At 69.4% G+C, this 25626-nt stretch carries 26 protein-coding genes, 1 pseudogene and 1 riboswitch; of the genes and pseudogenes, 21 read left to right on the plus strand and 6 right to left on the minus strand.

Going from position 1 to position 25626, the window contains the following annotated elements; translation table 11 throughout:
• Positions 1 to 2: 2 nt before the first annotated feature.
• The 10 genes from hpt to folK all read left to right on the plus strand — a co-directional run bounded on the left by hpt (position 3) and on the right by folK (position 9503).
• Positions 3 to 557 carry a hypoxanthine phosphoribosyltransferase gene (hpt, locus tag FKO37_RS06290; RefSeq protein WP_037369179.1) on the plus strand — a complete coding sequence of 185 codons (555 nt, stop codon included), beginning with the start codon at positions 3 to 5 and terminating at the stop codon, positions 555 to 557.
• 161 nt (positions 558 to 718) lie between these two features.
• Positions 719 to 1087 carry a hypothetical protein gene (locus FKO37_RS06295; protein ID WP_043827134.1) on the plus strand — a complete coding sequence of 123 codons (369 nt, stop codon included), beginning with the start codon at positions 719 to 721 and terminating at the stop codon, positions 1085 to 1087.
• A 140-nt stretch (positions 1088 to 1227) separates the two neighbouring features.
• Positions 1228 to 2538, plus strand: a complete 1311-nt coding sequence (locus FKO37_RS06300) for a hypothetical protein (protein ID WP_051728667.1) — start codon at positions 1228 to 1230, stop codon at positions 2536 to 2538.
• A gap of 79 nt (positions 2539 to 2617) precedes the next feature.
• Positions 2618 to 3421: an ESX secretion-associated protein EspG gene (locus FKO37_RS06305; RefSeq protein WP_043827135.1), complete on the plus strand. Its 804-nt coding sequence runs from the start codon at positions 2618 to 2620 to the stop codon at positions 3419 to 3421.
• A 383-nt stretch (positions 3422 to 3804) separates the two neighbouring features.
• Positions 3805 to 4626: an ESX secretion-associated protein EspG gene (locus tag FKO37_RS06310; protein WP_134661998.1), complete on the plus strand. Its 822-nt coding sequence runs from the start codon at positions 3805 to 3807 to the stop codon at positions 4624 to 4626.
• Positions 4627 to 4832: 206 nt separating this feature from the next.
• Positions 4833 to 7241, plus strand: coding sequence for an ATP-dependent zinc metalloprotease FtsH (gene ftsH / locus FKO37_RS06315; RefSeq protein WP_238603956.1), 2409 nt, complete (start codon positions 4833 to 4835; stop codon positions 7239 to 7241).
• A complete protein-coding gene (folE, locus tag FKO37_RS06320) occupies positions 7213 to 7827 on the plus strand; it encodes a GTP cyclohydrolase I FolE (protein ID WP_037808279.1) in 615 nt (204 codons plus the stop codon). Before ftsH ends, folE begins: the two co-directional genes overlap by 29 nt.
• A gap of 26 nt (positions 7828 to 7853) precedes the next feature.
• Positions 7854 to 8660 carry a dihydropteroate synthase gene (gene folP / locus FKO37_RS06325; protein ID WP_134728485.1) on the plus strand — a complete coding sequence of 269 codons (807 nt, stop codon included), beginning with the start codon at positions 7854 to 7856 and terminating at the stop codon, positions 8658 to 8660.
• On the plus strand, positions 8653 to 9012 hold the full coding sequence (folB, locus tag FKO37_RS06330; protein ID WP_037808275.1) for a dihydroneopterin aldolase: 360 nt from the start codon (positions 8653 to 8655) through the stop codon (positions 9010 to 9012). Before folP ends, folB begins: the two co-directional genes overlap by 8 nt.
• Positions 9009 to 9503, plus strand: coding sequence for a 2-amino-4-hydroxy-6-hydroxymethyldihydropteridine diphosphokinase (folK, locus tag FKO37_RS06335; RefSeq protein ID WP_134661997.1), 495 nt, complete (start codon positions 9009 to 9011; stop codon positions 9501 to 9503). The genes folB and folK overlap by 4 nt, the downstream gene beginning before the upstream one ends.
• Positions 9504 to 9535: 32 nt before the next feature.
• Here the strand turns inward: folK and FKO37_RS06340 are convergent, their stop codons facing one another.
• A complete protein-coding gene (locus FKO37_RS06340) occupies positions 9536 to 10474 on the minus strand; it encodes a MerR family transcriptional regulator (RefSeq protein ID WP_238603957.1) in 939 nt (312 codons plus the stop codon).
• A gap of 70 nt (positions 10475 to 10544) precedes the next feature.
• Here FKO37_RS06340 and FKO37_RS06345 point away from each other — a divergent pair, with 70 nt between their 5' ends.
• From FKO37_RS06345 to FKO37_RS06375, 7 genes and pseudogenes are all read left to right on the plus strand, one after another.
• Positions 10545 to 10997: a DUF3180 domain-containing protein gene (locus FKO37_RS06345; protein ID WP_238603958.1), complete on the plus strand. Its 453-nt coding sequence runs from the start codon at positions 10545 to 10547 to the stop codon at positions 10995 to 10997.
• 69 nt (positions 10998 to 11066) lie between these two features.
• Complete coding sequence (locus FKO37_RS06350) at positions 11067 to 12926, plus strand: DUF6779 domain-containing protein (RefSeq protein ID WP_238603959.1); 1860 nt, start codon at positions 11067 to 11069, stop codon at positions 12924 to 12926.
• Between the two features lie 706 nt (positions 12927 to 13632).
• Positions 13633 to 14739 carry a PrsW family intramembrane metalloprotease gene (locus tag FKO37_RS06355; protein WP_238603960.1) on the plus strand — a complete coding sequence of 369 codons (1107 nt, stop codon included), beginning with the start codon at positions 13633 to 13635 and terminating at the stop codon, positions 14737 to 14739.
• Positions 14740 to 14986: 247 nt separating this feature from the next.
• A pseudogene (locus FKO37_RS06360) lies at positions 14987 to 15901 on the plus strand (Rossmann-like and DUF2520 domain-containing protein); the annotation flags it as partial.
• Positions 15898 to 16806, plus strand: coding sequence for a pantoate--beta-alanine ligase (gene panC, locus FKO37_RS06365; protein ID WP_238603961.1), 909 nt, complete (start codon positions 15898 to 15900; stop codon positions 16804 to 16806). The pseudogene FKO37_RS06360 and the gene panC, both read left to right, overlap by 4 nt.
• Before the next feature lie 12 nt (positions 16807 to 16818).
• Positions 16819 to 17313: an aspartate 1-decarboxylase gene (panD, locus tag FKO37_RS06370; RefSeq protein WP_043827144.1), complete on the plus strand. Its 495-nt coding sequence runs from the start codon at positions 16819 to 16821 to the stop codon at positions 17311 to 17313.
• Positions 17314 to 17360: 47 nt separating this feature from the next.
• Positions 17361 to 18134, plus strand: a complete 774-nt coding sequence (locus FKO37_RS06375; protein WP_037808260.1) for a type III pantothenate kinase — start codon at positions 17361 to 17363, stop codon at positions 18132 to 18134.
• Here the strand turns inward: FKO37_RS06375 and FKO37_RS06380 are convergent.
• On the minus strand, positions 18131 to 18865 hold the full coding sequence (locus FKO37_RS06380) for an SDR family oxidoreductase (RefSeq protein WP_238603962.1): 735 nt from the start codon (positions 18863 to 18865) through the stop codon (positions 18131 to 18133). The genes FKO37_RS06375 and FKO37_RS06380 overlap by 4 nt on opposite strands.
• 88 nt (positions 18866 to 18953) lie before the next feature.
• Here FKO37_RS06380 and FKO37_RS06385 point away from each other — a divergent pair, with 88 nt between their 5' ends.
• On the plus strand, positions 18954 to 19808 hold the full coding sequence (locus FKO37_RS06385) for a sigma-70 family RNA polymerase sigma factor (RefSeq protein WP_238603963.1): 855 nt from the start codon (positions 18954 to 18956) through the stop codon (positions 19806 to 19808).
• Positions 19809 to 19811: 3 nt separating this feature from the next.
• Here FKO37_RS06385 and FKO37_RS06390 read toward each other — a convergent pair whose 3' ends face one another.
• Both FKO37_RS06390 and FKO37_RS06395 read right to left on the minus strand, forming a co-directional pair.
• Positions 19812 to 20126, minus strand: a complete 315-nt coding sequence (locus FKO37_RS06390; RefSeq protein WP_037808251.1) for a multidrug efflux SMR transporter — start codon at positions 20124 to 20126, stop codon at positions 19812 to 19814.
• 33 nt (positions 20127 to 20159) lie between these two features.
• Positions 20160 to 20222, minus strand: a riboswitch (guanidine-III (ykkC-III) riboswitch).
• 49 nt (positions 20223 to 20271) lie between these two features.
• On the minus strand, positions 20272 to 21036 hold the full coding sequence (locus FKO37_RS06395) for a class I SAM-dependent methyltransferase (RefSeq protein WP_238603964.1): 765 nt from the start codon (positions 21034 to 21036) through the stop codon (positions 20272 to 20274).
• A gap of 82 nt (positions 21037 to 21118) precedes the next feature.
• Between FKO37_RS06395 and lysS the strand changes: the two genes are divergently transcribed.
• Positions 21119 to 22627: a lysine--tRNA ligase gene (gene lysS, locus FKO37_RS06400; RefSeq protein ID WP_238603965.1), complete on the plus strand. Its 1509-nt coding sequence runs from the start codon at positions 21119 to 21121 to the stop codon at positions 22625 to 22627.
• 162 nt (positions 22628 to 22789) lie between these two features.
• The gene (locus FKO37_RS06405; RefSeq protein WP_037354752.1) at positions 22790 to 23143 is read left to right on the plus strand and encodes an Lsr2 family protein; all 354 of its coding nucleotides are present in this window, start codon (positions 22790 to 22792) and stop codon (positions 23141 to 23143) included.
• A 119-nt stretch (positions 23144 to 23262) separates the two neighbouring features.
• Here the strand turns inward: FKO37_RS06405 and FKO37_RS06410 are convergent, their stop codons facing one another.
• Positions 23263 to 24090, minus strand: coding sequence for an AraC family transcriptional regulator (locus tag FKO37_RS06410; RefSeq protein WP_238603966.1), 828 nt, complete (start codon positions 24088 to 24090; stop codon positions 23263 to 23265).
• Positions 24091 to 24158: 68 nt separating this feature from the next.
• Here FKO37_RS06410 and FKO37_RS06415 point away from each other — a divergent pair, with 68 nt between their 5' ends.
• Positions 24159 to 24728, plus strand: coding sequence for a TIGR03086 family metal-binding protein (locus tag FKO37_RS06415; protein ID WP_238603967.1), 570 nt, complete (start codon positions 24159 to 24161; stop codon positions 24726 to 24728).
• Between the two features lie 18 nt (positions 24729 to 24746).
• Here FKO37_RS06415 and FKO37_RS06420 read toward each other — a convergent pair whose 3' ends face one another.
• Complete coding sequence (locus tag FKO37_RS06420) at positions 24747 to 25562, minus strand: (2Fe-2S)-binding protein (protein ID WP_238603968.1); 816 nt, start codon at positions 25560 to 25562, stop codon at positions 24747 to 24749.
• Between the last annotated feature and the right edge of the window lie 64 nt (positions 25563 to 25626).

Genomic DNA, 25626 nt, shown 5'->3' on the forward strand with positions numbered 1-25626 from the left:
CCGTGTACGAGGGCGAGATCGCCTCCGTGCTCATCACCGAGCAGCAGATCAAAGACAAGATCGCGGAGCTGGCGGCGAAAATCGCCGCGGACCACCCGGAAAACGGCCAGGGCGACCTCCTCCTGGTCGGCGTCCTCAAGGGCGCCGTCATGTTCATGACCGACTTCGCGCGGGCGCTTCCGGTGCCGACGCAGCTGGAGTTCATGGCCGTGTCGTCCTACGGGTCTTCGACCTCGTCGTCGGGGGTGGTGCGGATCTTGAAGGACCTCGACCGCGACATCGCCGGGCGCGACGTGCTCATCGTCGAGGACATCGTCGACTCCGGGCTCACCCTGTCCTGGCTGCTGAAGAACCTGGCGAGCCGGAACCCGGCCTCGCTCGAGGTCGTCTCGCTGCTGCGCAAGCCGGAAGCCGTGAAGGTCGAGGTGCCGGTCAAGTACATCGGCTTCGACATCCCCAACGAGTTCGTCGTGGGCTACGGCCTCGACTACGCCGAGCGCTACCGCGACCTGCCCTACATCGGCACGCTCGATCCGCACGTCTACACGTCCGGTTAGTCCGGTTCGCGATAATCCTTCCGGCCGCGGAACCCGGAAGCCCGAAATCGCGTCATAGGGCTCGACCAGGTGCGTTAACCTATGCGAAGACCTATTGCCATGCGGACGAGTGACACCAGCCGACGGGCTGGTCCTCGCGCGGGGGAACGGAGAGAGGGCAGATGGGCAACAACAGCTCGGCGGATGCCGCGGCGTTCAAGAACGCCGCTGTCAACGGCCAGGTCGGGATCGACCCGGATGCCGCGCAGACCGTGCTGAAGAAGATCCGGACCGGGCGCGACGCGGTCGAAGCTCTCCTGCACAGCGCGGGCACGCTCGCGCAGCCGCCGAAGCTCGGCGCGAACCCGGTCGGCAAGGCGATGGCGACCAAGTTCGTGCAGCGCGCCGACGGCGGCGGCGACTCCTACTCGTCCGCGCTGCAGAACCTGCTCAGCCAGTACCAGGCCGCGGAGGAAGGCATCGTCGCGGCGATGGCGCGCTACCACGAGATCGACCAGTCCGCCGCCGACCCGTTCCGCAACAAGGCCTGACGTCCTAGGGGGATCACGCAGTCATGGCACCGAACACCACCACCTCGGCCCCGGACGGCTCCGTCCCGGACGGGTCGGGCTACACCACCTCCGGCTACGGCACCTCGTCCTCGGTCCCGGCGCCCGGCTCCGCCGTCGCGATGGGCTCGAACGCGGCGACCAACGACATCGTCGCCTCCGCGCGCAGCAGCTCCGGCGGCTTCGAGATGGGCGGCGACCGCGCCATCGGCAACCCGCCGAACTGGCAGGCGCAGGAAAGCCACCAGCTCTACATCGGCGCGACCACGGACAACGACCCGGGCACCGCCGAGGCCACCGGGCAGCACTGGGCCAAGCACGGCACCGAGCTGAAGCAGGCGTCCGACGACCTGTACAACGCGATCACCGAACTGGGCAACGTCTGGGTCGGCCACGGCGCCGCCAGCGCGCAGGGCGCGCTCGTGGCGATCGCCAACTCGGGCACGCAGGCCTCCGACGCCGCGCACACGATGTCGGACCGGCTCGCCCGCCAGGCCGCCGCGGCCGCCGAGGTCAAGAAGATGCCGGCCCCGCGCGACTACGACCCGAAGCAGGCCATGACGGCCGCGCTCGCGGGCGGTCCGGCCGCGCTGGCCGCGGACCAGAAGGCGCAGGCGGACGCCGCGAACGACGTCAAGGCGCAGCAGGTCGCGTTCTTCAACGCCTACACCCAGGCGATGAGCGAGGTCGACAGCTCCACCCCGAGCTTCGGCCCTGACTCGCTCGGCATGAAGCCGACCGCGTCGCACTTCAACGGCAACTCGTTCAACAACGTCAACAACCTCGGCCACACCGACGGACCCGGCGCGCTCGGTTCCCCGGCCAGCTTCGGCACGGTGGGCGCGCACGGCGCGGCCGGCGGCGCGGCGGTCGCCGGACACGGCGCCCCGGCGCACATCTCGGCCGACTCGGGCAAGTACGGCACCTCCGGTCTCGAGGGCGGCGCGCTCGCCGGCGGCACCGGGGTGGGCGTTGGCGCCGCTTCCGGCGTCGGTGCGGCTCCGGTCGCCGCCGCGCCCGCACCCGCGTCCACGGGCGGCAGCGGCCTCGGTTCCGCGCTCGGCCTCGGCGCGATCGGCGCGGGCGCCGGGCTCGCCGGCGGCAAACTGGGCGAGGGCAACCGCAGCGGTTCGCGCAAGGAGGAGGAAGGCAAGACCTCCGCGGCGTCCGAGCACCAGAGCGGCCAGAGCGCCGCGTCGGCGGCTCCGCAGCAGCAGGGCGTCGTCCCGGCGGGCGGCACCATCGGCCAGTCGCAGGGCGGCATGAGCCCGATGGGCGGCATGGGCGGAGCGGGCGCGCACGGCGCGGGCGAAGGGGACGAGGAGCACACGCACGCTTCGTTCCTCATCGAACCGGACCCGGACGACGCGTTCGGGGCCAACCAGGCCACCCCGCCGCCGGTCATCGGCGCGTGGTCGGACGACGACAACTGACGCAGTGCTCGCGGGCGCGTGACCGGACCGGTCACGCGCCCGCGAGCGTTCGCAAACACGTGGGGTAGGGGGTTGGTCGATGCCGAACGCGGAGCTGCTCGCGCCGATCGAGGTGGACTTCCTGTGGGAGTCGGCCGGTATGGGCGAGCTGCCGTATCCGCTGCGGATCCGTTCGCACGGCGCGACGATGGACGAGCGCTCGGCGCTGCGCACGCGCACGCTCGGCGCACTGGCTGACCGAGGGCTCGCGGACGACCGCGGCAGGCCCGCTCCGCACGTCGAGGACTACTTCGGCATCCTCGCGTCGCCGGACGTCAGCCTCGACACCGTCCAGTTGCTCGACCCGAACGGCGAACCGCTGCTCGCGGTCGCGGGCAGCGCGAACGGCGACGGTCTGTTCGCCGTGCAGGACCAGCGCGGACTGCACCTGCACCCGTGCGCGCCGGACGGCCTGGCCACGGCGATCATCTCGCTCCTGCCGGGCGCCCCGCGTGGTACCGAGAAGTCGATCACCGTGCCGCTGGAGCAGCTGGTCGGCGCTTCCGGCGTCGACTTCATGCAGCGGCGCGGCAACCAGGTCGACGCCTCCGGCCGCGCGAGCGTGGACGAGGACCGCAAGGCACTCGCCCGGCTGCACGCCCAGCAGCGCCTGCGCGGCGGCCAGATCGGCGCGAACGCCCGCAACCGCCTCGGCGGCCGCAGCCGGTCGACGGTGCTGAGCTGGTTCGACACCGAAACCGGCCGGTACTTCACGCAGGCGAGCCAGGGCCACGACGGCCGCGACTGGATCACCATCGCGCCCGCCGACCCGGCGACCCTGCGGCACCGGCTAGGCGAAATGCTCGCCGGGGTGGCCGACCAGGCCAGCGCGGGCGCGTTCTGACCCGCGTTGACTGAGCTGCGCTGACCAGCCTCGGCTCCCCGCTCGGCTGAAACCGCCCCAATGCGGCATTGGGTGCGTCTGACGCACCGAACGCCGCATTGGGGGCGTGGGACGCACCCAATGCCACTTTGGGTGCATGCGACGCACCGAACGCCACTTTGGGTGCGCAGGATGCACCGAACGCCACTTTGGGTGCGCAGGATGCACCGAACGCCACTTTGGGTGCATGCGACGCACCGAACGCCACTTTGGGTGCGCAGGACGCACCCAATGCCACTTTGGGGGCGCGGGATGCACCCAAAGTGGCATCGAGGCGCTTGAAGACTGCCGATCCGGCGCTACGCTGGGCCGGAAATCGTTGACCGGAGGGTGAGCAGCACCGGATGCACCAAGAGTTCTTCTCGCCGCTGGCATTCGACTTCCTGTGGGAGTCGATGGAGCTGGGCGAGCTGCCCTACCCGCTGCGCGTGCGCTCGCACGGCGCGACCGAGGACGAGCGCGTGTCGCTGCGGCACCGGGTCGACACCGAGCTGAAGGCGCGCGGCATCCGCGACTCGCGCGGCCGGGTCGAGCCCGACGTCGAGGAGTGGCTGACGCTGCTCGCGCGGGCCCCGCATTCCATCGACGCGTTGCACATCCCGCAGTTCGAGGCGCATCCGGTCGCGTTGCTCGCCGCGGGTGACGAGCGCACCGGCGTGGTCGCGATCCAGGACGCCGACGGCATCTGGCTGCGCGCGATCCCGGCGGACGGGCTGGTCTCCACGATCGTCGAACTGCTGCCCGGCGGTCCGCGCGGCAGTGAGGCGTCGGTCACGCTTCCGCTGGACGAGGCGCTGCACACCCAGCCGATCCGGGTTCCGGTCGCCGCGGGCGGCGGGCAGTCCGAGGAAAAGGGCGGGCGGCGGGCGAAGCGCCAGTCGCTCAGCGAGCGCGCCACGGTCGATCCGCGCGAGACCTACGCGCTCATCGCGGGCCAACCGCGGCAGCGCGGCGGTCAGCTCGCAGCGAACAGCCGGTCCCAGCTGGGAAGCCGGCAGCGGTCGCGCGTGCTCGGCTGGTTCGACACCGCCACCGGACGGTATTTGAGCTTGTCGAGGGCGGGTTCGGACGGCCGGGAATGGGTCACCGTCGCCCCGGCGGACCCGGCCACGCTGCGGAGCAGGCTGGGTGAAATGGTGGCTTCGGTGGCGGTTGACACCCGGTAGCCGGGTGACGTCTCCTCCCGGAACGGGAACCCTCGCGCGGGATTGGCCGTTGACCTGCGAGAGGCTCGCCAGGCTTCCCCGCCCGCCCGGACGGTACCCTGGTGGGACGGGTGCCTTGCGGCACCCACGGGTTGTCAAGATCGCGATGGCGGGTATCACAGGAGCCGCCCAACCAGGGAGGGTCGAGGCCGCAAGGGCCGAGTCGTATGAACCGGAAGAGCGTGCTCAGGAACCCACTGCTGTGGATCGTCGCGGGGTTGCTGGCGTTGTTCGCCTACAACACGATCTTCGACAGCGATCGTGGCTACACCCAGGCTCCTATCTCCACGGCGATGCAGCAGGTCAAAGCTGGACATGTCAAGGAAGCGAGCCTCGAGGACAAGGAGCAGCAGCTCAAACTGCTGCTCACGCAGCCGATCGACATCGACGGCCAGCAGGCCGACAAGGTCGTCGCGCAGTTCCCCGGCGGTGCGACCGATGACATCTACAAAGATCTCCTCGGTGCGAACGTCGGCAACCAGGCGAACCATCCGATCAAGTTCACCACCAAGGTCACCCAGCAGAGCCTGCTGACCCAGATCCTGATCTTCGCGATCCCGCTGGCGCTGGTGCTCGGCCTGCTGATGTGGATGATGAACAACGCGCAGGGCGGCGGGAACCGCGTCCTGAACTTCGGCAAGTCGAAGGCGAAGCAGCTCAACAAGGACATGCCGAAGACCACCTTCGGCGACGTCGCGGGCGCTGACGAAGCGGTCGAAGAGCTGTACGAGATCAAGGACTTCCTGCAGAACCCGGCGCGCTACCAGGCGCTCGGCGCGAAGATCCCGAAGGGCGTTCTGCTCTACGGGCCGCCCGGCACCGGCAAGACGCTGCTCGCGCGTGCTGTCGCGGGCGAAGCGGGCGTGCCGTTCTACACGATCTCCGGTTCGGACTTCGTCGAGATGTTCGTCGGTGTCGGTGCTTCGCGAGTGCGTGACCTGTTCGAGCAGGCGAAGCAGAACGCGCCGTGCATCATCTTCGTGGACGAGATCGACGCGGTCGGCCGCCAGCGCGGCGCCGGCCTCGGCGGCGGCCACGACGAGCGCGAGCAGACGCTGAACCAGCTGCTGGTCGAGATGGACGGCTTCGACGCCCGCGGCGGCATCATCCTGATCGCGGCCACCAACCGGCCGGACATCCTCGACCCGGCGCTGCTGCGCCCCGGCCGGTTCGACCGGCAGATCCCGGTGTCCGCGCCGGACCTGCTCGGCCGCAAGGCGATCCTCGAGGTGCACGCCAAGGGCAAGCCGATCGCGCAGGGCACCGACCTGACCGGGCTGGCCAAGCGCACGGTCGGCATGTCCGGTGCGGACCTCGCCAACGTGCTGAACGAGGCCGCGCTGCTCACCGCCCGCGAGAACGGGCACGTGATCACCGACGTCGCGCTCGAGGAATCGGTCGACCGGGTGGTCGGCGGTCCCGCGCGCAAGAGCCGGATCATTTCCGAAAAGGAAAAGAAGATCACGGCCTACCACGAGGGCGGGCACGCGCTCGCCGCGTGGGCGATGCCGGACATCGAGCCGGTGTACAAGCTGACGATCCTGCCGCGCGGCCGTACCGGCGGGCACGCGCTGCTGGTGCCGGAGGACGACAAGCAGCTGATGACCCGGTCGGAGATGATCGGCAGGCTGGTCTTCGCGATGGGCGGCCGCACGGCCGAGGAGCTCGTCTTCCACGAGCCCACCACCGGTGCGTCCTCGGACATCGAGCAGGCGACGAAGATCGCCCGCGCGATGGTCACCGAATACGGCATGAGCGCGCGGCTGGGCGCGGTGAAGTACGGCCAGGAGCAGGGCGACCCGTTCCTCGGCCGGTCCGCGGGACGGCAGGCCGACTACTCGCTCGAGGTGGCGCACGAGATCGACGAGGAGGTGCGCAAGCTCATCGAGACCGCGCACACCGAGGCGTGGCACGTGCTGAACACCTACCGCGACGTGCTCGACAACCTGGTCATGGAGCTGCTGGAGAAGGAAACGCTGCAGCGCAAGGACCTCGAGCGGATCTTCGCGACGGTCGAGAAGCGCCCGCACATCACCGTCTTCAACGAGTTCGGCGAGCGCACGCCGTCGGACAAGCCGCCGATCAAGACCCCGGGCGAGCTGGCGATGGAGCGCGGCGAGCCGTGGCCGCCGCCCGCTCCGGAGAAGGAAAAGCCCGCCCTGCAGCCCGCTCCGACCCCGGTCGGCACGGCTCCTGGCGCCGGCGAGCTGCCCGGCGGTCCGCCGTACCAGGCTCCGGACCCGAACGCGAACCCGTACGCCCCGCCGAACGGCGGTCGTCCGGGCGGGCCGAACGGCGCCGGCCGCTGGGGCCAGCCGTATGGTGGTCAGCAGCAGCCGGGCGGTCCGGCAGGCGGCGGCTACCAGCCCGGTGGCCCGGGCGGTGCGCAGAGCGGACCGCCGAACTACGGGGCGCCTCCGGGCTGGACCCCGGCGACGTCCCCGGGCGGCCAGCAGCCGTGGCGCCCCGCCGAAGACCGTCCGCGTGAGCAGGGCTGGTTCGCCGACGGCGCGAACGGCCAGCAGCCGGACGAGGGGCAGCATCGGCGTGACGTCGACGGATCAGACAAGCAGTAAAGACGGCATCCGCCCGGTCTTCGATCAGGACCGGGCGGAGCGCGCCGTCCGCGAGCTGCTGCTCGCCTGCGGCGAAGACCCGGATCGGGACGGTCTCCAGGACACCCCGGCCCGGGTCGCTCGCGCTTATCAGGAAATGTTCGCCGGCCTCTACACCGATCCGGACGAGGTGCTGGCGCGGACGTTCGACGAATCGCACGAGGAGCTCGTGCTCGTCACGGACATCCCGATGTACTCCAACTGTGAACACCACTTGCTGCCCTTCCACGGCGTAGCCCACGTCGGCTACATCCCGAACGGCGACGGCAAGGTCACCGGGCTGTCGAAGCTCGCCCGGCTGGTCGATCTCTACGCCCGCCGCCCGCAGGTGCAGGAGCGGCTCACCTCGCAGATCGCCGACGCGCTCGTGCGGCGGCTGGAGCCGCGCGGCGTGATCGTGGTCGTCGAGGCCGAGCATTTGTGCATGTCGGTGCGCGGGATCCGCAAGCCGGGTTCGCGGACCACCACGTCGGCGGTGCGCGGGATGCTGCGGTCGTCGGCGACGTCGCGGGCCGAGGCGATCGAGCTGATCCGGGGGCGCCGGTGATCCCCCGGCCGGGGCGGTGCGCCGTGATGGGCGTGCTGAACGTGACGCCGGATTCGTTCTCCGACGGCGGCCGCTACCTCGATCTCGACCAGGCGCTGGAGCACGCGCGCGAGATGTGGGCGCGTGGCGCGGACCTGATCGACGTCGGCGGCGAATCGACGCGGCCGGGTGCTTCGCGGGTCGACGCGGAGACCGAAGCCGCGCGCATCTTGCCGGTGATTCGGCAACTGGCTTCCGAGGGCGTCGTGTTGTCGGTCGACACCACGCGGGCCGCGGTCGCGGAAGCCGCGGTGGCAGCCGGTGCGAAGGTGATCAACGACGTGTCCGGCGGGCTCGCCGATCCGGCGATGGGGCGGGTCGCGGCGGAAACCAAGGCGCCGTGGGTGCTGATGCACTGGCGCGGGCACAGCAAGGACATGAACGCGCTGGCCACGTACACCGACGTCGTCGCCGAGGTGCGCGGCGAGTTGCTGCAGCGGGTCGACGAGGCGATCGCGGCCGGGGTCGCCGAGAGCGAGATCGTGCTCGACCCGGGTCTCGGGTTCGCGAAGCACGCCGAGCACGACTGGGCGCTGCTGCACGGGCTGGATGCGTTGCTGGACTTGGGTTTCCCGGTTTTGGTAGGTGCCTCGCGCAAACGTTTCCTCGGCCGTCTGCTGTCCGGAAAGGACGGTGTGCCGAGGCCGCCGGACGGTCGCGAGGTCGCCACCGCGTCGATCTCGGCGCTGGCCGCGGCGGCGGGAGCTTGGGGCGTGCGGGTGCACGAGGTGGGGGCTTCACTGGACGCCGTGGCGGTGGCCGCGGCCTGGCAGCAAGGACGGGCCGATGGCTGACCGCATCACGCTCACGGGACTGCGCGTGTTCGGCCGACATGGGGTCTTCGACCACGAGAAGCGCGACGGACAGGAATTCGGCATCGACATCGTCGCGTGGCTCGACCTCGGGCCCGCCGCGGCGTCGGACGACCTGACCAAGACGCTGCACTACGGCGAACTGGCCGAACTGGCGGCGGGGATCGTCGCCGGGGAGCCGTACGACCTGATCGAGAGCGTCGCCGGGAAGATCGCCGACGAGGTCATGCGCGACGACCGGCTGACCGCCGTCGAGGTCACCGTGCACAAGCCGTCCGCGCCGATTCCGCTGACCTTCGACGACGTCGCGGTCACCGTCCGGCGGGAGCGGTGAGCCGCGCGGTCCTGTCGCTGGGCTCCAATCTCGGCGACCGGCTCGGCTACCTGCGCAGCGCGGTCGACGCGGTGCGCCCGGCGCTCGTCGCGGTGTCCGGCGTGTACGAGACGAAAGCCTGGGGCGTCGAGGACCAGCCGGATTTCCTGAACGCGCTGTGCATCGTCGACGACCCGGCACGCGACCACTGGGCGTGGCTGCGCGCCGGGCAGGCGGCCGAGCAGGCGGCGGGCCGGGTGCGCGAACTGCGCTGGGGCCCGCGCACGCTGGATGTCGACATAGTGACAGTGCAGGGCGTGACGTCCGACGATCCGGAGTTGTTGCTGCCGCATCCCGGGACCCCGGACCGGGCGAGCGTGCTGATCCCGTGGCTCGAGATCGACCCGGACGCCGAGGTTCCCGGGCACGGCCGGGCCGCCGACCTGCTCGCCCGGCTGCCGGAAGCCGACCGGGCGGGCGTCGTCCTGCGGCCCGGCCTGACCCTGTCGTGAGTGCCTAGGCCGGTTCTAACCGGCTTGGACGCTCACGAGGCCCGCAGCGCTGCCAGCAGGAATTGCACTTCCTCCTGGCGGCTCGGGATGGCGGGCCAGCCGTTGATCGTCGCGAGCAACTGCCAGTACCGCTCGGCGCGCGGATCCGCCCCGGCGGCGATCCCGTCGGCCATCCGGTTGCGGACCGCCGGGTCGGCCGGGTCCTGGTCCGGCCGGGCCGAGGCGGTCGCGATCGCGTCCGCCAGCGCCCGTCCGGCCGGGGAGCCCGGCGCGTGGCCCGCGTCGAGCGCGGACCGGGCGTCGGTCATCCAGGCGGCCCAGTTTTCCTGTTGAGCCTTGGTCGGCTGCTCGTACTCGCCCGCTTCCCGCGCGGACGAATGCCGTTCGCTCATCGTGCGGATGGACTGCCGGAATCCCGGGTCCTGCACGAGCTCGGCGAACTCGATCCAGGCTTCCAGCTGTTCCGGCGTCGGATCATCCGGAAGATCCGGTTTCGCCGACTGCATTCGCGCGTAGAACTCGGGATCGACATCGAGCCCCTCCATCATTTCGGCCCAGAACTCGTCCACCAAACGGCGGCGTTCCTCGTCCGGCATTTGGGCGATGCGATTCATCAGTTTCACTTCCTCCAGCTCGGAATCCCGTTTCAGCACTGCGCGCAATACCGCGCGGCGCAGCCGCAACCGCCGGATCTGCTCGTCGAGCGCGTCGACGTGGCTCGTCGCCAGGTCGCGCACCGTCGTCTCGCGCGCCAGTGCGCGGGACACGTCGGGCAGGCCGATGCCCAGCTCGCGCAGCGTCCGCACCAGCTCCAGCCGGGCGAGCGCGTGCGCGTCGTACAGCCGGTAGCCGGCTCCGGTCCGCTGCGTGGGCGGGAGCAGGCCCTCGTCGGAGTAGAACCGGATGGTCTTCACCGGCAGCCCGGTGCGCCGGGACAGTTCGCCGATCGTGAAGACCGTGGTCGCAGGCATGTCAGGCATCGTGGAGTCTCCAGTCGCTGGAGAGTCAAGCCTGCCAGAGCGGGCTCGGTACGGTGGAGTCATGCACTTCACGCGGTCCCGGGACCTGGTCGTGGCCGCGGTCCTCGGCCTCGCCGTGGTCTATGTGCTGTTCCAGGCCGCTTACGGCGATCTGCCGCAGCTGCCGTTGCTCGCCGGGGTGACCTTCGCGGTGCTCGCGATCGCGGAGGCGGGGTTGGCCCTCTCGATCCGGTCGCGGATCAAGTCCGGCCGGGTGCACGGCAACGCGGTCGGGATCGCGCGGGCGGTGGCGCTGGCTAAGGCGTCTTCGCTGGCCGGGGCGTTCCTCGGCGGTGGTTGGCTGGCCGCGTTCATCTACGTTTTCCCGCGACGTGACGAACTCGTCGCCGCGGTCTCCGACAGCAAGGCGGCGGTCGTCGGGGTGGTGTCGTCGGCGCTGCTCGTAGCTGCCGGTTTGTGGCTCGAGCACTGCTGCCGGACGCCACCGGAGGACCGTAAGGGAACGACCGGTTAACGCTTCGATGGCACCGCTCGAAGTACCGACTAGGTCTCATTCGGATCACCGGAAGGTACGGTGTCAGGCATGACTGGCGTGGGTGACGACTCGCACGGCCGCCGCCCTGGCAGGCCGTGGCTTGTCGTCGGATTGCTCCTCGCCGTCGGCGCCACCCTCGCGTTGGTGCTCAGCGACGACCTCCGGTACCTCCGGCTCGGGATCGTCGCGGCGCTCTGGGCTGCCCTGATCGGCGCCTTCCTGGCTGTCCGGGCCCGCAAGAACGCGGCGCACAGCGAGGACGCGGTCGCCGAGGCGCAGGCGGTATACGAACTCGAGCTGGAACGCGAGATCGCGGCCCGGCGGGAGTACGAACTCGAGCTCGAAACGGAAACGCGCGAGGCCGCGCAGGCGCAATCGCGCGAAGAATTGGATGCGCTGCGTGCCGAAGTGGCTGCGCTCCGCGAAAGCCTGCAATCGCTGTTCGGCGGCGAGGTGCTGCTCGAACGCGTCGCGCTCACCGCGCAGGCGACCCGGATGCGCTCGCTGAACGACGAGCAGCGGCTCGTTTCGGCCGGTTCGGAAAGCAAGAACGGCAATGGCAAGAAACCGGCTCAGCTGCTTGCTCCGAAGAAGCCGGTGGTCGATGTTCCGGAGCGGCCGACCGAATTCATGGACCGGGTGCTCGACGCGGCTCCCGCGGAGCGTCGCCGGACTCCTGCGAACGGGACGGCGAAGACCAATGGCGCCAAGGGGACTTCCGGTGCGAACGGCTCGATCAGCGCTGGGCTGAACGGTTCCGGGCCGAATGGCTCCGGGCCGAATGGCGACCGTTCGACTCAGCTGCGTACGCAGCAGATGCCGCGGCTCAAGCCGAAGCGCCCGGAACCGCCTGCCGAGCCGGAGCCGTTCGAGGACGAGGTCGAAGCGGAGAGTCCCGCTCCGCGCGGTGGTCGCGATCCTCGGGCCAACCTGGCGGAGGCGTTCGTGCCTCGCGGCGACTCGGGTCCGCACGAGGGGCGGGCCAGTGTGGCGGATGCCTTCGCTGCGCGTGAGCCGCGGAATGGAGCGCCGGATGCCGCACGACCCGCTCGTGGTGGTGCGCCCGAGCCGCAGGTCGAGCGTGGGCCTCGGGGTGGTGCGCCGAAGTCGCGCGCTGATCGTGCGCCGGAGCCGTATGAAGCTGAGCGTCGTTCTGCGGGTGACTCTGGGTCGCACGTCATTCCGGAGCCGTTCGAGCAGGACGGTGCTGGGGCGCGCAATGTGACTGAGCCGTTGCCGCGTGAGGCTGAGCGGGTTCGTGGGCCGCGGCCTCGGCCCCAGAAGGAAGCGGCGGAGGCGCCTCGGCGGCCTGAAGCGCAGCCGACCCGGACTGTGGCACCGGTGAGCAAGCCGGAGCCGGTCAAGGAGGAGCGGCCGGTGCCCCGGTTGGCGGCACGGCCTGCGCCGCAGCGGGAGGAGCGGCCGGAAGCTGCTGAGCAAACTGCTATTTCCCGGCCTGCTGAGCCTGCTCGGCATGCTGAACCTGCTCCTCAGATGGAGAAAGCGGTGCCGGAGAAGGAAACTGCGGTGGAGTCGCAGAAGCGGGCTCCGTCTCGGTTGGAGCAGTTCTCTCGGTCGGATTTGTCTCCGTTGGCGGAGGACACGCCGACTGGGCGGCATGGGGCTCCTGGGGCGGATGCGGTTAATCCGACGTTGCCTGAGTCGGTTCGCAGTTCGGTGAGCAATGGGACTGGGGGGCGGCGTCGGCGGCCTGAGGGGGAGGCTGTTTCGGCTTCGTCTGGGGGGCGTCGGAGGCGGCCGGACGGGGAGCCGCCTGCTTGGGAGGCTCCTGCTGAGGAGGCTGCCTCGGCTGGGCATCACGCTTCGGGGCGGTCGGTGACTGAATTGCTTGCGGCTAATGGGAAGACGGAGGGGAGTCCTCGGCGTCGGCGTCGGGCTGAGGATTGATCGTTCTTCGTCGGCTCTGTCGGCTCGTCGCCTGGCGGCGACATTGCGCCCATTGTTGCGGTGGGCACCCCGAAGCTTGATTGTGCTGACGGTCTGGGGTGGCTTGTCAAGGCGGGAAAGATGCCTTGACAAGCCACCCCAGACCGCAGGGGAGCTTCGTATCGGGGTGCGGGGGTGGTGTGGGTGCACTTCGAGTTGGGTGCATCGGTGGTGGTTTCGTTCGTGGTGGGGGTTGCGCCCCAATGTGGCGTTGGGTGCATGCCACGCACCCAATGTGGCGTTCGGTGCATGTGACGCAACCAATGCCGCATTGGGGCGCTTCCCGAGCAGGCGTGGGGCGGGCGGGGCGCGCGAGGGTCGTGAGGGGAACCCTCACGGAATCAGATTCCCTCAGGGTGGCCCTCACGTACGCCAAAAAGCCGTGAAGGGGTCCTTGAGGGAATCTAGGTCCGTGAAGGAGCCCTTCACAGACCGGCCGCGGTGAGTGAGGGGAACCCTGGGGGAATCAGATTCCGTCAGGGTGGCCCTCACGAACTTCTGGGGGGCGCGAGATGAGGGTCACGGGGCATCGCGCGGAGGGCTGAACCCGGTGCGCCCAACCGGCATCCCTTGGGGGGCCTGCGTATGGTGACCGCTCGTGAACGGCACCCTTTCTGCCACGCCGCCTGGGTCTGCGTCCACGGGCTCTCGTTCGCGGCATATCACCGTGCTCCTTCCGGTGCTCGGGTTGATCGTCGTGGCGTTGTGCGGGCTTTTTCTCTTCGGGCTCGCGACTGCGCGCGTCGGGTGGCTGGCGGTCGCGATCGGGGTGGTCGCTGCGTTGGTGCCGGTCGGCGTGGTGGTTGCCGGGTTGCTCTGGGTTGATCGCTGGGAACCGGAGCCGGCGAAGTTGCTGCTGATTGCTTTCGCTTGGGGCGCTTGCATTGCCACGGTTACCGCGCTGCTGATCAATACCGGGGCCGAGGCGTTCGGTGACCTGCTTCTCGGGGGTGGCAACGGCAGCAAGGTGAGTGCGCTCGTCTCCGCGCCGCTGGTCGAGGAAGCCGCGAAGGGCGTTTTTGTCCTGTTGATCTTCTGGCGGCGCAACGAGGAATTCGACGGGATCGTCGACGGCGTTGTCTACGCGGGGTTCGCGGCCGCTGGGTTCGCCTTCACCGAGAACATCTACTACTTCGGCCGCGCCTTCGCAGACCACGGCTTCGGCAACGGGACCAGCTCCGGCGTGCTTGCCGCTTTCCTCGTGCGTGGGGTGCTTTCGCCGTTCACGCATCCGCTGTTCACCGCTATGACCGGCATCGGGTTCGGGATCGCGGCGCGGTACGCGCAGCGGTGGGTTCGGATTCTCGCGCCGATCGCCGGGTATCTCGCCGGGGTCTTCCTGCACGCGCTCTGGAACGCGGCGGCCACGCTCAACGGCGGGAAGTCCTTTCTCACTTTGTACTTCCTCGTGATTTTGCCGCTGCTGATCGCCGCGATCTACGTGATCGTGTTGCAGCGGAGGCGAGAACAGCGGATTGTCGCCGCCGCGTTGCCGAAGATGGCGGCTGCGCGGTGGATCGCGCCGTCGGAGATCGAGTTGCTCGCCAGTCTTCCTGGGCGGCGGCAATGGCGGAAGCAGGCGCGCAAGCAGTCCGGGCGGGCGGCGGCGCGGGCGGTGGGCCGGTATCAGGCGAGCGTGACTGAGCTCGCATTCCTTCGTCGTACTCGGCTGCGCACCGAGCAGGACCGGCAGCGGCAGGAAGAGTTGTTGCAGGCACTGCGGGACGCGCGGGCGGATGCGGTGCGATTGGCGAACAATCGCGACAGTCGGTGAACATTCCCCGTCCGGGGTAGCTCGACCGTGCCAAAAGTGGCGCTCCACCGGGGGATTCGAGGGCACGGCGACCGCGGGAAGCCGAACGCCAATAGGGTACGGGCGCGATTGGACGCCCCGGGTGAAGCTGGTCACCCGGGCACCTCGAGCCAGCCGGGTCGGGGCTACTCTCGCGCCGTCGTCTGGTACCCGCGACGAAAGAGCGGGACTGGAACGAACATGAGGAGTTTCGAGCCATGAGCGTCCACAGGCGCACGCCATGAACCGACCGGCCCGCCTTGCCGTGGGCGTCGTTTCCGCCGGCCGCGTGGGCAGTGTCCTCGGTGCGGCATTGGCCAGGGCAGGCCACACCGTAGTCGCCGCTTCGGGGCTGTCCGCGGCTTCGCTGAACCGCGCGGAACGGCTGCTGCCGGATGTCCCCTTGCTGCCGCCCGACGAGGTCGTGCGGAGAGCGGATCTCGTCTTGCTCGCGTTGCCTGACGACGCGCTCGCCGGCACCGTCCGTGGTCTGGTCGCTACGAATTCGGTACGTGCGGGCCAGATCGTGGTGCACACCTCGGGTGCGCACGGCATCGACGTGCTGGCCCCGGTCGCGGAAGCCGGTGCGCTGCCGCTCGCGCTGCACCCGGTGCTCACCTTCACCGGACGCGAGGAAGACCTGGAACGCCTTGTCGCGGCAAGCATCGGCGTCACCGCGGCTCCGGACGACGACGCGGCGTGGAACGTCGGCGAGGCGCTCGCCGTCGAGATGGGTGCCGAACCGGTGCGGGTTCCCGAATCCGCGCGGGCGCTGTATCACGCGGCGCTGGCGCACGGCGCGAATCACCTGATGACGCTGGTCGCCGACTGCACCGAAACTCTGCGCGGCGCCGGAATCGGGCATCCGGAACGACTCGTCGCACCGCTGCTTTCGGCGGCATTGGACAATGTCCTTCGCCACGGGGACCGCGCCCTCACCGGACCGGTCCCGCGTGGTGATCTCGGCACCGTCCGCAAGCACCTCGACGTGCTCACGGACCGGGCGCCGCAGATCGCCCCGGCCTACCGGGCGCTGGCCCGGCGCACGGCCGAACGGTCCCGCGCGGCGGGCCTGCTCGATCCCGCGGCCGCGGGCGAACTGACCGATCTTCTCGCCGACCCCGCTGAAGGACAGACCCCGTGACGACACCGAAATTCCAGCGCGGAACGCTCAACACGTTCCAGCCGCCCGAGCACATCAGCAAGGTGAGCTGGGGCCTGCGCAGCGTCGGCCGGAAGGTCGCGCTCGTGCCCACCATGGGCGCGCTGCACGACGGCCACCGCGAGCTGCTGCGCCGCGCGAAACGGCTGCCGAACACCGTCGTCGCCGCGTCGATCTTCGTGAACCCGTTGCAGTTCGGCGAGGGCGAGGACTTCGAGGCGTACCCCCGCCAGCTCGAAGCCGACTTGACGACATTGTCCGAAGCTGGCGTTGAACTGGCCTTCACGCCCAAGGCTTCGGACCTGTACGCGGACAACGCGATGGTCACCGTGAACCCCGGCCCGCTCGGCGACGAGCTCGAGGGAGCTGTGCGGCCGGGGCATTTCTCCGGGGTGCTGACGGTCGTCGCGAAGCTGTTCAACCTGCTGCGCCCGGATTACGCGTTCTTCGGGGAGAAGGACTACCAGCAGCTGGTGCTGATCAAGCGGATGGTGGCGGACCTGAACATCGACACCCGCGTCATCGGGGTGCCGACGGTCCGGGAACGGGACGGTCTCGCGCTGTCCTCGCGCAACGTCTACCTGACGCCGGAACAACGGGAAGACGCCGTGGTGCTGTCGGCCGCTTTGTCGGCCGGGGCGCACGTCGGACGGGACGGGGCGGAGGCCGTGCTGGACATGGCGCGCAAGACGCTCGCGGCCCGTCCCCAGGTGGAAGTGGATTACCTGGAATTGAGGGGAACCGATTTGGGGCCGGCGCCCGTCGACGGTGAGGCGCGGTTGCTGGTCGCGGCCCGGGTGGGGAGTACCCGGCTGATCGACAACGCGGGAGTGCTGCTCGGAAAAGCCGTGGAACATCCGAGCGGGGATCCGGACGCAGGGGAATAGGGAGAGTCCACGATGTATCGCACGATGCTGAAATCGAAGATCCACCGGGCCACGGTGACCCAGGCCGACCTGCACTACGTGGGCTCGGTCACGGTCGACGAGGACCTGATGGAGGCCGCCGATCTGCTCGAGGGCGAGCAGGTGTCCATTGTGGACGTCACAAACGGCGCCCGGCTGGAAACCTACGTCATCACCGGCGAGCGCGGCAGCGGCGTGCTCGGCATCAACGGGGCCGCCGCGCATCTGGTGCACCCGGGCGACCTCGTCATCCTGATCGCCTACGGGCAGATGGACGACGCGGAGGCGCGCGCGTACCGGCCGCGAGTGATCTTTGTGGACGATTACAACCGGATCGTCGAGCGCGGGGACGACCCCGCGCACGCCCCGGACGGATCGGGCCTGCTGAGCGGCACGGTCACGCTGCCCGAAGAGGACACGATGACGTTCCCGGTGGCCGAAACCGCGGACGCGCGCCGGCTCGACGCGTTGCTGCACGCCGAAAACTGACCGATCGACGGCGGACGATTCGCGGGCCGCGGTAAGGAAAGACCTCGTTGCTGCTCACTGTCGACGTCGGGAACACCAACATCAATCTCGGTCTCTACCAGGGAACCGAGCTCCTCGGCGACTGGCGGATGCGCACCGACGCGCAAATGACCGCGGACGAACTCGCGCTGACCATGCGGGGCTTGCTCGGCCCGCACGCCGACGCGGTCACCGGGATCAGCGCGCTGTCCACGGTTCCCGCGGTGCTGCGGGAATTGCGGGTGATGCTCGGCCGCTATTACGCGCGGGTGCCGAAGATCGTCGTCGAGCCCGGCGTGCGCACCGGCGTCGCGCTGCTGGTGGACAACCCGAAGGAAGTCGGCGCGGACCGGCTCGTGAACACCCTCGCCGCGCACCATTTGCACGCCACCGCGTGCGTGGTGGTCGATTTCGGCACCTCCACGAACGTCGACGCGATCTCGGCCCGGGGCGAATTCCTCGGCGGGGCGTTCGCCCCGGGCATCGAGATCTCGGTGGACGCGCTCGCCGCCCGCGCGGCCGCGCTGCGGAAGGTGGAACTCGTCCCGCCGCGTTCGGTGATCGGCAAGAACACCGTGGAATGCCTGCAGTCCGGCATTCTGTACGGCTTCGCCGGCCAGGTCGACGGGCTCGTGCGACGGATCGTGCGCGAATTGCAGCACGACAGCGCAGAACCGGTCACGGTGATCGCGACCGGCGGGCTCGCCCCGTTGGTGCTGGGCGAATCCGAGACGATCAAGGAGCACGTGCCGGACCTGACGCTGCTCGGCCTGCGGCTGGTGTACGAACGGAATGTGCGCTAGCCGATCTGCTCGGCGAGGTAATCCTCGAAAGTGCGGGCGCCGGTGTCTGCGTCGAGGTTGAGGTTGCCGTCCGCGCGATAGACCTTCCCGGCCGCACCGGGAATGCGCACCGGCATTTTCAGCCGCCGTCGTCCGCGAGCCCGCAAATACTTGTCGACCAGTTCGCCCATGCCGTACACCTTGGGCCCGGCCAGATCCCGTACCCGTCCGGCCGGGGCGCCGAGCGCCAGCTGCGCGATCCGCTCGGCCACCTCCCGGACGTCGACCGGCTGGAAATTGATCGCGGGAACCGGCACGACCGGCAGTTTCGCCACCGCCTGCACGGCATTGAGGCAGAAACCGTGGAACTGGGCCGCGCGGAGGATGGTCGAGGGCACGTCCGACGCGGCGACGAGCTTTTCGGCCTCGTGCTTGCGGCGGAAATAACCCAGCGGCAGCGCGTCCGCAGCGATCACCGAAATGAAAACCAGGTGGCCGACTCCGGCGCGTTCGGCCGCGCGGACCAGATTCCCCGTCGCGACGTCGTCGCCCTTCGGACCGCCCGCCAGGTGCACGACGACGTCGGCGCCGTCGATCGCGGGAGCCAGTCCTTCGCCGGTCATCAGGTCGCAGGCGAACCGGTCGGGGCCGTTCGCGGTGCGGCTGAGGACGCGCACCTTCGCGTCGCCGAGCGCGGGAACGACCAGTTTGCCGAGGGTTCCGGTGCCGCCGGTGACCAAGATCGTCGTCATGACAATTCCTTCCGGGTACAGTGCCGCTGGGCTTGGGCACTGGGGGTGTCCTACTGGGATGAACCCGCCCGCGAAGGAGATGTGACAAGTGGACGAGAAAAGCCTGCTCGCGGCTCAATTCGAGGAGCAACGTCCACGGTTGCGCGGAGTCGCCTACCGGATGCTCGGGTCGCTGAGCGAGGCCGACGACGCGGTGCAGGAAGCCTGGCTGCGCGTCGACAGCGCGGACCTTTCCGCAGTGCAGAATTTGCCTGCCTGGCTCACGACTGTGGTCGCGCGGGTGTGCCTGAACCTGTTGCGCACGCGCGAACGCCGTCGGGAGGATTCGCTGGACGCGTTCCCGCTCGACCGCGGCGACGACGGCGCGGACCTCGCCGAAGAAGCCCAGCTGGCCGATTCCGTCGGCCTGGCGATGCTGGTAGTGCTCGACGTCCTCGGCCCGGCCGAGCGGATCGCGTTCGTGCTGCACGACATGTTCGCCGTGCCCTTCGAGGACATCGCGCAGATCCTGGACCGCAATCCGGCGGCGGTCCGGCAACTGGCCAGCCGAGCCCGTCGCCGGGTGCGTGGCGGAGAAGCCGGACCGGCCGATGCGAGCAAGCGGCGTGGGGTCGTCGAGGCGTATCTGGCCGCGGCTCGCGAGGGAGACTTCGCGGGACTGTTGAAGGTGCTCGACCCAGACGTCGTGCTGCACTCGGACACCGGCGCGGCGCCGGTGGTGCTGCGCGGCGTCCGAGCGGTCAGCAAGGGCGCGCTGCTCGCTTCGGAAATGGCGCGCAGCACGCAGGTCGCGGTGGTCGACGGCGTTCCCGGATTGGTGCTCGCCCCGCGCGGCAGGCTGGCCGTGGTTCTCAAGTTCGTTTTCGACGGCGACTTGATTGCCGGGATCGACGTGATTTCCGCGCCGGAGCGGCTGCGCGGGCTGGAGATCGCGCTCGGATGAAGCTCAGTGGAACAGTTTCAGCCCGACGACCCCGGCGACAATCAGCACGAGACAGGTGATCCGGCCGACGGTGAGCGGATCGTTCATCGCGACGATCCCGTACACCGCGGTCCCCACCGCGCCGATGCCGACCCACACCGCGTATCCGGTGCCGAGCGGAATTTCGCGCAATGAATACGCGAGGCCGGACATGCTGAGCAGCAGCGCGCCGCCGAACAGCACACTCGGCCAGAGCCTGCTGAAGCCTTTCGATGCGCCGAGCGCCGCAGCCCACACGGTTTCGAGAAATCCGGAAACAACGAGAACGAGCCAGGCCATGATCGAGAACCTTTCGCAGTGACGGATGCGTTCACTGCGCCGTCTTGTCGTCACCGGGTACGACGCGCTCGTCCGGGGCGGGAGCACCGCCGCTTCCGAAATTAGCACTCCGGGCCCGCGGCGAGGTGGTGATTTCGGTCGCCGCTCAGCCCCGGCGAGCCCGCATCACCGTCGTGACCAGTGGATAGTCGAATTCGCCTGTTCCCGTCTCCGGAACGGATTCCAGGTACTCCCTGGCTCGCGCGAGCGTCCGGTCGCGGTCCGGCTCCGAAGCGACGAGCAGATGCGAATGCGTGGACACGGTCGCCAGCAGCGAATCGATCGAGCGGCGGTGCTGGTGGGCGAACCGCTCCTGTTCGAACGGGCCGAAGCCGTCCGCGCGCAGCGTTTGCTCCGTGCCGGCGAGGTAGCGGCTGATGCCCGTGCGGATGATCCGGGCGAATTCGAGCACCCACGGCACTGATTCGTCGTCGTGATTCCACAGCGCCACGACGGCCCCTCCCGGCCGCAGCACCCGGCGGATCTGCGCGAACGCCGGCGCCAAATCGAACCAGTGCAGGGCCTGTCCGACGAACACCGCGTCCACCGACGCGTCCGGCAGCGGAATGTCCTCGGCCTTGCCGAGCAGTGCGGGAACGTCCGGCAGCCGCCGGGACAGTTCGGCGAGCATGTCCGCATCGGGTTCCACCGCGGTCACCGAGCGGCCGAGGCCGGCCAGCCCTGCGGTGAGTTTTCCGGTGCCCGCCGCGAGGTCCAGCACCTCGCGTACCGGTCGGTTTGCTCCGGACATCCCCCATTCGAGTGCGGCCAGGGGATAGTCCGGCCGGTGCCGGGCGTAGGCGCCTGCCTGGTCGCCGAACGAAGAAGCCTGCCGGGCGTGCAGTTCCGCATCACTGCCGGGATCGCTCACGAGTAACCACCCTAATACCGTGAGTGCCCCGGTAGGGGAATCCGGTTGACGCGGTTCACCAGCGGCTTCGTACGCTATGGCCATGACCGAATTCCCCGCGTCCGACGCACTGCCCGATGACGACCTGCCCGAACAGATGCGGGTGCGCCGGGACAAGCGCGACCGGATAATCGCGGAGGGCGCCGATCCTTACCCGGTAGAGGTTCCGCGTACGCACACTCTCGCGCAGATCCGTGCCGAACATTCCGGTCTCGAAGCCGACACCAGCACCGGTCAGTCGGTCGGCGTCACCGGTCGCGTCATGTTTCTCCGCAATACGGGCAAACTGTGTTTCGCCACTCTTCGTGAGGGAGACGGCACGGAACTGCAGGCGATGCTGAGTCTCGCGCAGGTCGGCGCCGAGTCGCTCGCCTCGTGGAAGTCCACTGTCGATCTCGGCGACCACGTATTCGTGCACGGCGAGGTGATCACCTCGAAGCGCGGCGAGCTTTCCGTGCTGGCCGACAGCTGGCAGATCGCGGCGAAGTCGCTGCGCCCGCTGCCGGTGGCGTTCAAGGAGCTGGCCGAGGAAACGCGAATCCGGCAGCGTTATGTCGATCTGATTATGCGGCCGAAGGCGCGCGACGTGGTGCGCACGCGCTCCGGCGTGATGCGTTCGCTGCGCGAGTCGTTCCACCGCCGGGGATTCACCGAGGTCGAGACGCCGATGCTGCAGACGCTGCACGGCGGAGCCACGGCCCGGCCGTTCGTCACGCATTCCAATGCCTTCGACCTCGAGCTGTTCCTGCGCATCGCGCCGGAGCTGTACCTCAAGCGCTGTGTGGTCGGCGGCATCGAGAAGGTTTTCGAGATCAACCGGAACTTCCGCAACGAGGGCAGCGACTCCTCGCACTCGCCGGAGTTCGCGATGCTGGAGTACTACGAGGCGTACGCCACTTACGACACGAATGCCGTGATGACGCGCGAACTCATCCAGGAGGCCGCTGAGAACGTGCTCGGTACCCAGGTCGTCACTCTCGCCGACGGAACCGAGTACGACCTTTCCGGCGAATGGACGACACTCGGCATGTACGAGTCGCTCTCGGAAGCGCTCGGCGAGGAAGTGACGCCGGATACTCCCGCCGAAGCACTGCACAAGATCGCCGCGGCGCGCGAGATCGAGGTGGATCCCAAGCTAGCGCACGGCAAACTCGTTGAGGAACTGTGGGAACATCTCGTCGGCGACGGACTGCGCGCCCCCACATTTGTCCGCGATTTCCCGCTCGAGACGTCTCCGCTCACCCGGCAGCACCGCACCCGCGCGGGCGTGGCCGAGAAGTGGGACCTGTACGTGCGCGGATTCGAACTCGCCACCGGATACTCCGAGCTGGTGGATCCGGTCGTGGAACGGCAGCGGCTCACCGAACAGGCGCGGCTCGCCGCTGCCGGGGATAGCGAGGCCATGCGTCTCGACGAGGATTTCCTCCGCGCGCTCGAGTACGGAATGCCGCCGAGCGGCGGGGTCGGAATGGGGATCGACCGGCTGCTCATGGCACTGACCGGGCTCGGTATCCGGGAGACGATCCTCTTCCCGCTCGTACGCCCTGAATAGGTCGCGGCCCCGTCGCACGGTCGGATTTTCTCAATGCGGATTTGCCTACGGCGGGGCAAGCGGGTATTAATATGGGTGTCAAAGACTTCTGTAGCTCGGGGCTTGCCCCGAAACCAGATCATGTAGCCAGATCATTCGGGCAAGCCCCGCAGGAGGAATCAGATGGCACAGAAGGTGCTGGTCTCTCTGGTCGACGACCTCGACGGCAGTGAGGCGGAAGAGACCGTTGAGTTCGGTTTGGACGGTGTGAGCTACCAGATCGACCTGTCGAGCGAAAACGCCGAGGAACTGCGGGACGCGCTGGCGCAGTATGTCGAGCACGCGCGCCGCGCTGGCGGCCGCAAGCGCGCGCCGCTGCGTCCGGTCGCCGGCGGCAAGTCCCCGGCCCGCCCGGCCGCGGTCGACCGCGAGCAGAACCAGGCGATTCGCGCGTGGGCCCGCAAGAACGGTTTCCAGGTTTCCGACCGCGGGCGCATCCCGTCGGAGGTCGTCGAGGCTTACCACAAGAAGAACTGACCGGGCATTTCCGGAACTCGCGGATGCGGTCCTCCGGTTAGCGAACCGGAGACCCCCTTCGCGGACTGCCTGCCAAACGGCCGTCGGGAACATTCCCGGCGGCCGTTTGGCGTTCCGGATTAGTTTCCCGGCTTTGCGCCGTCCGGCGCGCCCGACATCAGCCGGCGAGCGGAGCGCGCGTACTCCGCGGGAGGCGCTCCGGTCACCGCGCGGAAATCGCGGATGAAGTGAGGTTGGTCGCTATAGCCCAGCCGAGTCGCCAGATCTGCGTAATCCGGCGGGATCGGTGCGGCGAGCAACCGAGCGGCTTCGTTGAGGCGGTAAATCCGGATCGCCCACTTCGGCGTTGTTCCGACGTGCTCGGCGAACAACCGCTGCACCGCCCGGACGGACAGTCCGAGTGCCGCCGCCAGTTCCGCGACCTTGGTGATCCCCGGATCCGCGGCGATTGTTTCCACCGCGTCGGCGGCCGCCCGGGTCGCTCGCGGAATGGGACGGCGGCGTGCGATCAGCAAGTTGTCGATTGCATTGATCATTTCCGCGTCGGTCCGCGCATTCCGGATGGATTTTTCCGCGAGCGCGGCGTCCGGCCCGAAGACCTCGGCCACGTCCGCCGCGCGGTCGGCGAGGGTGCGCACCGGGGCGTCGAGGAACGGGCGGAAGCAGCCGGGCCGGATCCTCGCCCCGATCCCGTGTACGCGTCCGGTGAGCCGGTGCGTGAAAAGCTGGTGCGCCGGACCGTAAACCCCGCACGCGCCGGGGAAGAACGTCACGTGCACCGACAGATTCGGCAGCACGTGCTGGTCGTGGGGTTCGGTCAGGTCCCAGCGCAGGATCCAGTGGTGTTCCACGAATTCGCGCAGTTCCGGGGCGGGCGGATGTCGGGTCAGCGTGAACTTGGTGCGAGCCGTCCGCTCGTTCAGGATGCCGCTCGGGATCCGCCGCATGGCTGAAAACAGTAGTGCGTCGCGTAATTTCAAGACGGCCGCCGAATCCGGGTGGTTGGCTCGGGAGCATGTCGAATCACTCCGGACTGCTCGCCCCGGCCGCCGCCGAACTGCGGCGCGTCGCGGCGGCCGCCCCGTCGCTGACCGCGCCCACCGCGTGCGCCGACTACGACGTGCGCGGCCTCCTCAACCACCTTCTCTACTGGGGCTCGTGGCTGGCCGCCGCGATCCGGCACGAGCCTTACGAACCGCCCGCGCCGACCGAAGCCGAGGCGTCCCTCGTCGGCGACGACTGGCCGAAGGCGTTGGAAGCGATGACCGACGACGTGCTCGCCGCGCTCGCGCCGGCGGAGGCGTGGACCGGCACCATCACCTTCGGCGGTTCCGAGCTGCCCGCCGCGGTCGTCGGAGACATGGTGCTCGGCGAGCTCGTCCTGCATGCCTGGGACCTGACGCGAGCGAGCGGCACTGAGCTGAACTGTCCGGACGAAACTGCCCAGGTTGTCCTCGCGTTCGCGGCGGGGATGGGCGAGCAGGCCCGCAAGGGCGGCGTCTTCGGCCCGGAAGTCGCGGTGCCGGAAACCGCGCCGGTGCTGCATCGGGCGCTGGGCGCGACGGGCCGGGACCCCTACGCCTGAAATTTCACTCGATGGAGATCATCGGGGACAGGTGCGCGGACAGCTGTCGCATTCCGCCTCGCCGGGTAGGAGATAGGAGAAGCAACAGCTCTCCCGGCGGCGCTCCCAAACCCGGTGTCCGTCCTCGTTGACCGCCATTCGCAAGGTGGACGCCGAGGTCAGCGGGCGGTACTGCGCGTCGAGCACGAGCGCGGCATCCGCGACGCCAGCGCCTTCGGCCTCGGCTGTCCCGCCTTGCCGGCCAACCCGCCACAGCGCGCCGTCCAGCGCGTCTGTGGCGGCCGCCCAGAGCATGCGGCGGCCGAGCCGGGTGCCGGGGGCGTAGGCGCGGACGAAGCGGGCAGCGTGGCCGACGAACTGCGCGCGCAGCACCGCAGCCAGCGCGCGCTCGTCGCGGACGACGGTTGCCTCGGGGCGGACGCCGCCCGGGTCGGTGGGCAGGCAGTAGAAGGCGTCGCTGAGCACGGCCATGCCCTCGGGATGCGGCCGGTCGGGGCCGAGGCCGAACGCGAGCTGCTCCGGCTTCAGCGACGGCACCCGGCGCTCGTGGTGCAGCAGCAGCGCGCCCGCGTAAGCGGGGACGTACAGGTACCAAGACATCACGTAGCTGGCCGCCGTGCGCGCGGGCGCCGCGCCGTGCTGGTCGAGGAGCCAGTCGGTCAGCCGGGACCGCCACTCGGCGAACAGCTCGGGCTGTTCCAGGAGGTCAGCGCAGCGGAACCAGTCCTCGGGGACGTCGCGGCGCAGTTCGTACCGGGCGCTGGTGCGCAGCAGGGAGGACGCGAGACCGTCGCCGATCTCGCGGGCGTCGTCGCGTGAGCGCTGCGGGTTCACCGGTCCACCCCCTGTTCTGCCTGCATTAGGTGTGCCTAACCTTACATACGGCGCGGGATTGCGC

Source organism: Amycolatopsis sp. Poz14 (genome assembly GCF_006704225.1).
In the GTDB taxonomy this organism is placed as follows: domain Bacteria; phylum Actinomycetota; class Actinomycetes; order Mycobacteriales; family Pseudonocardiaceae; genus Amycolatopsis; species Amycolatopsis nivea.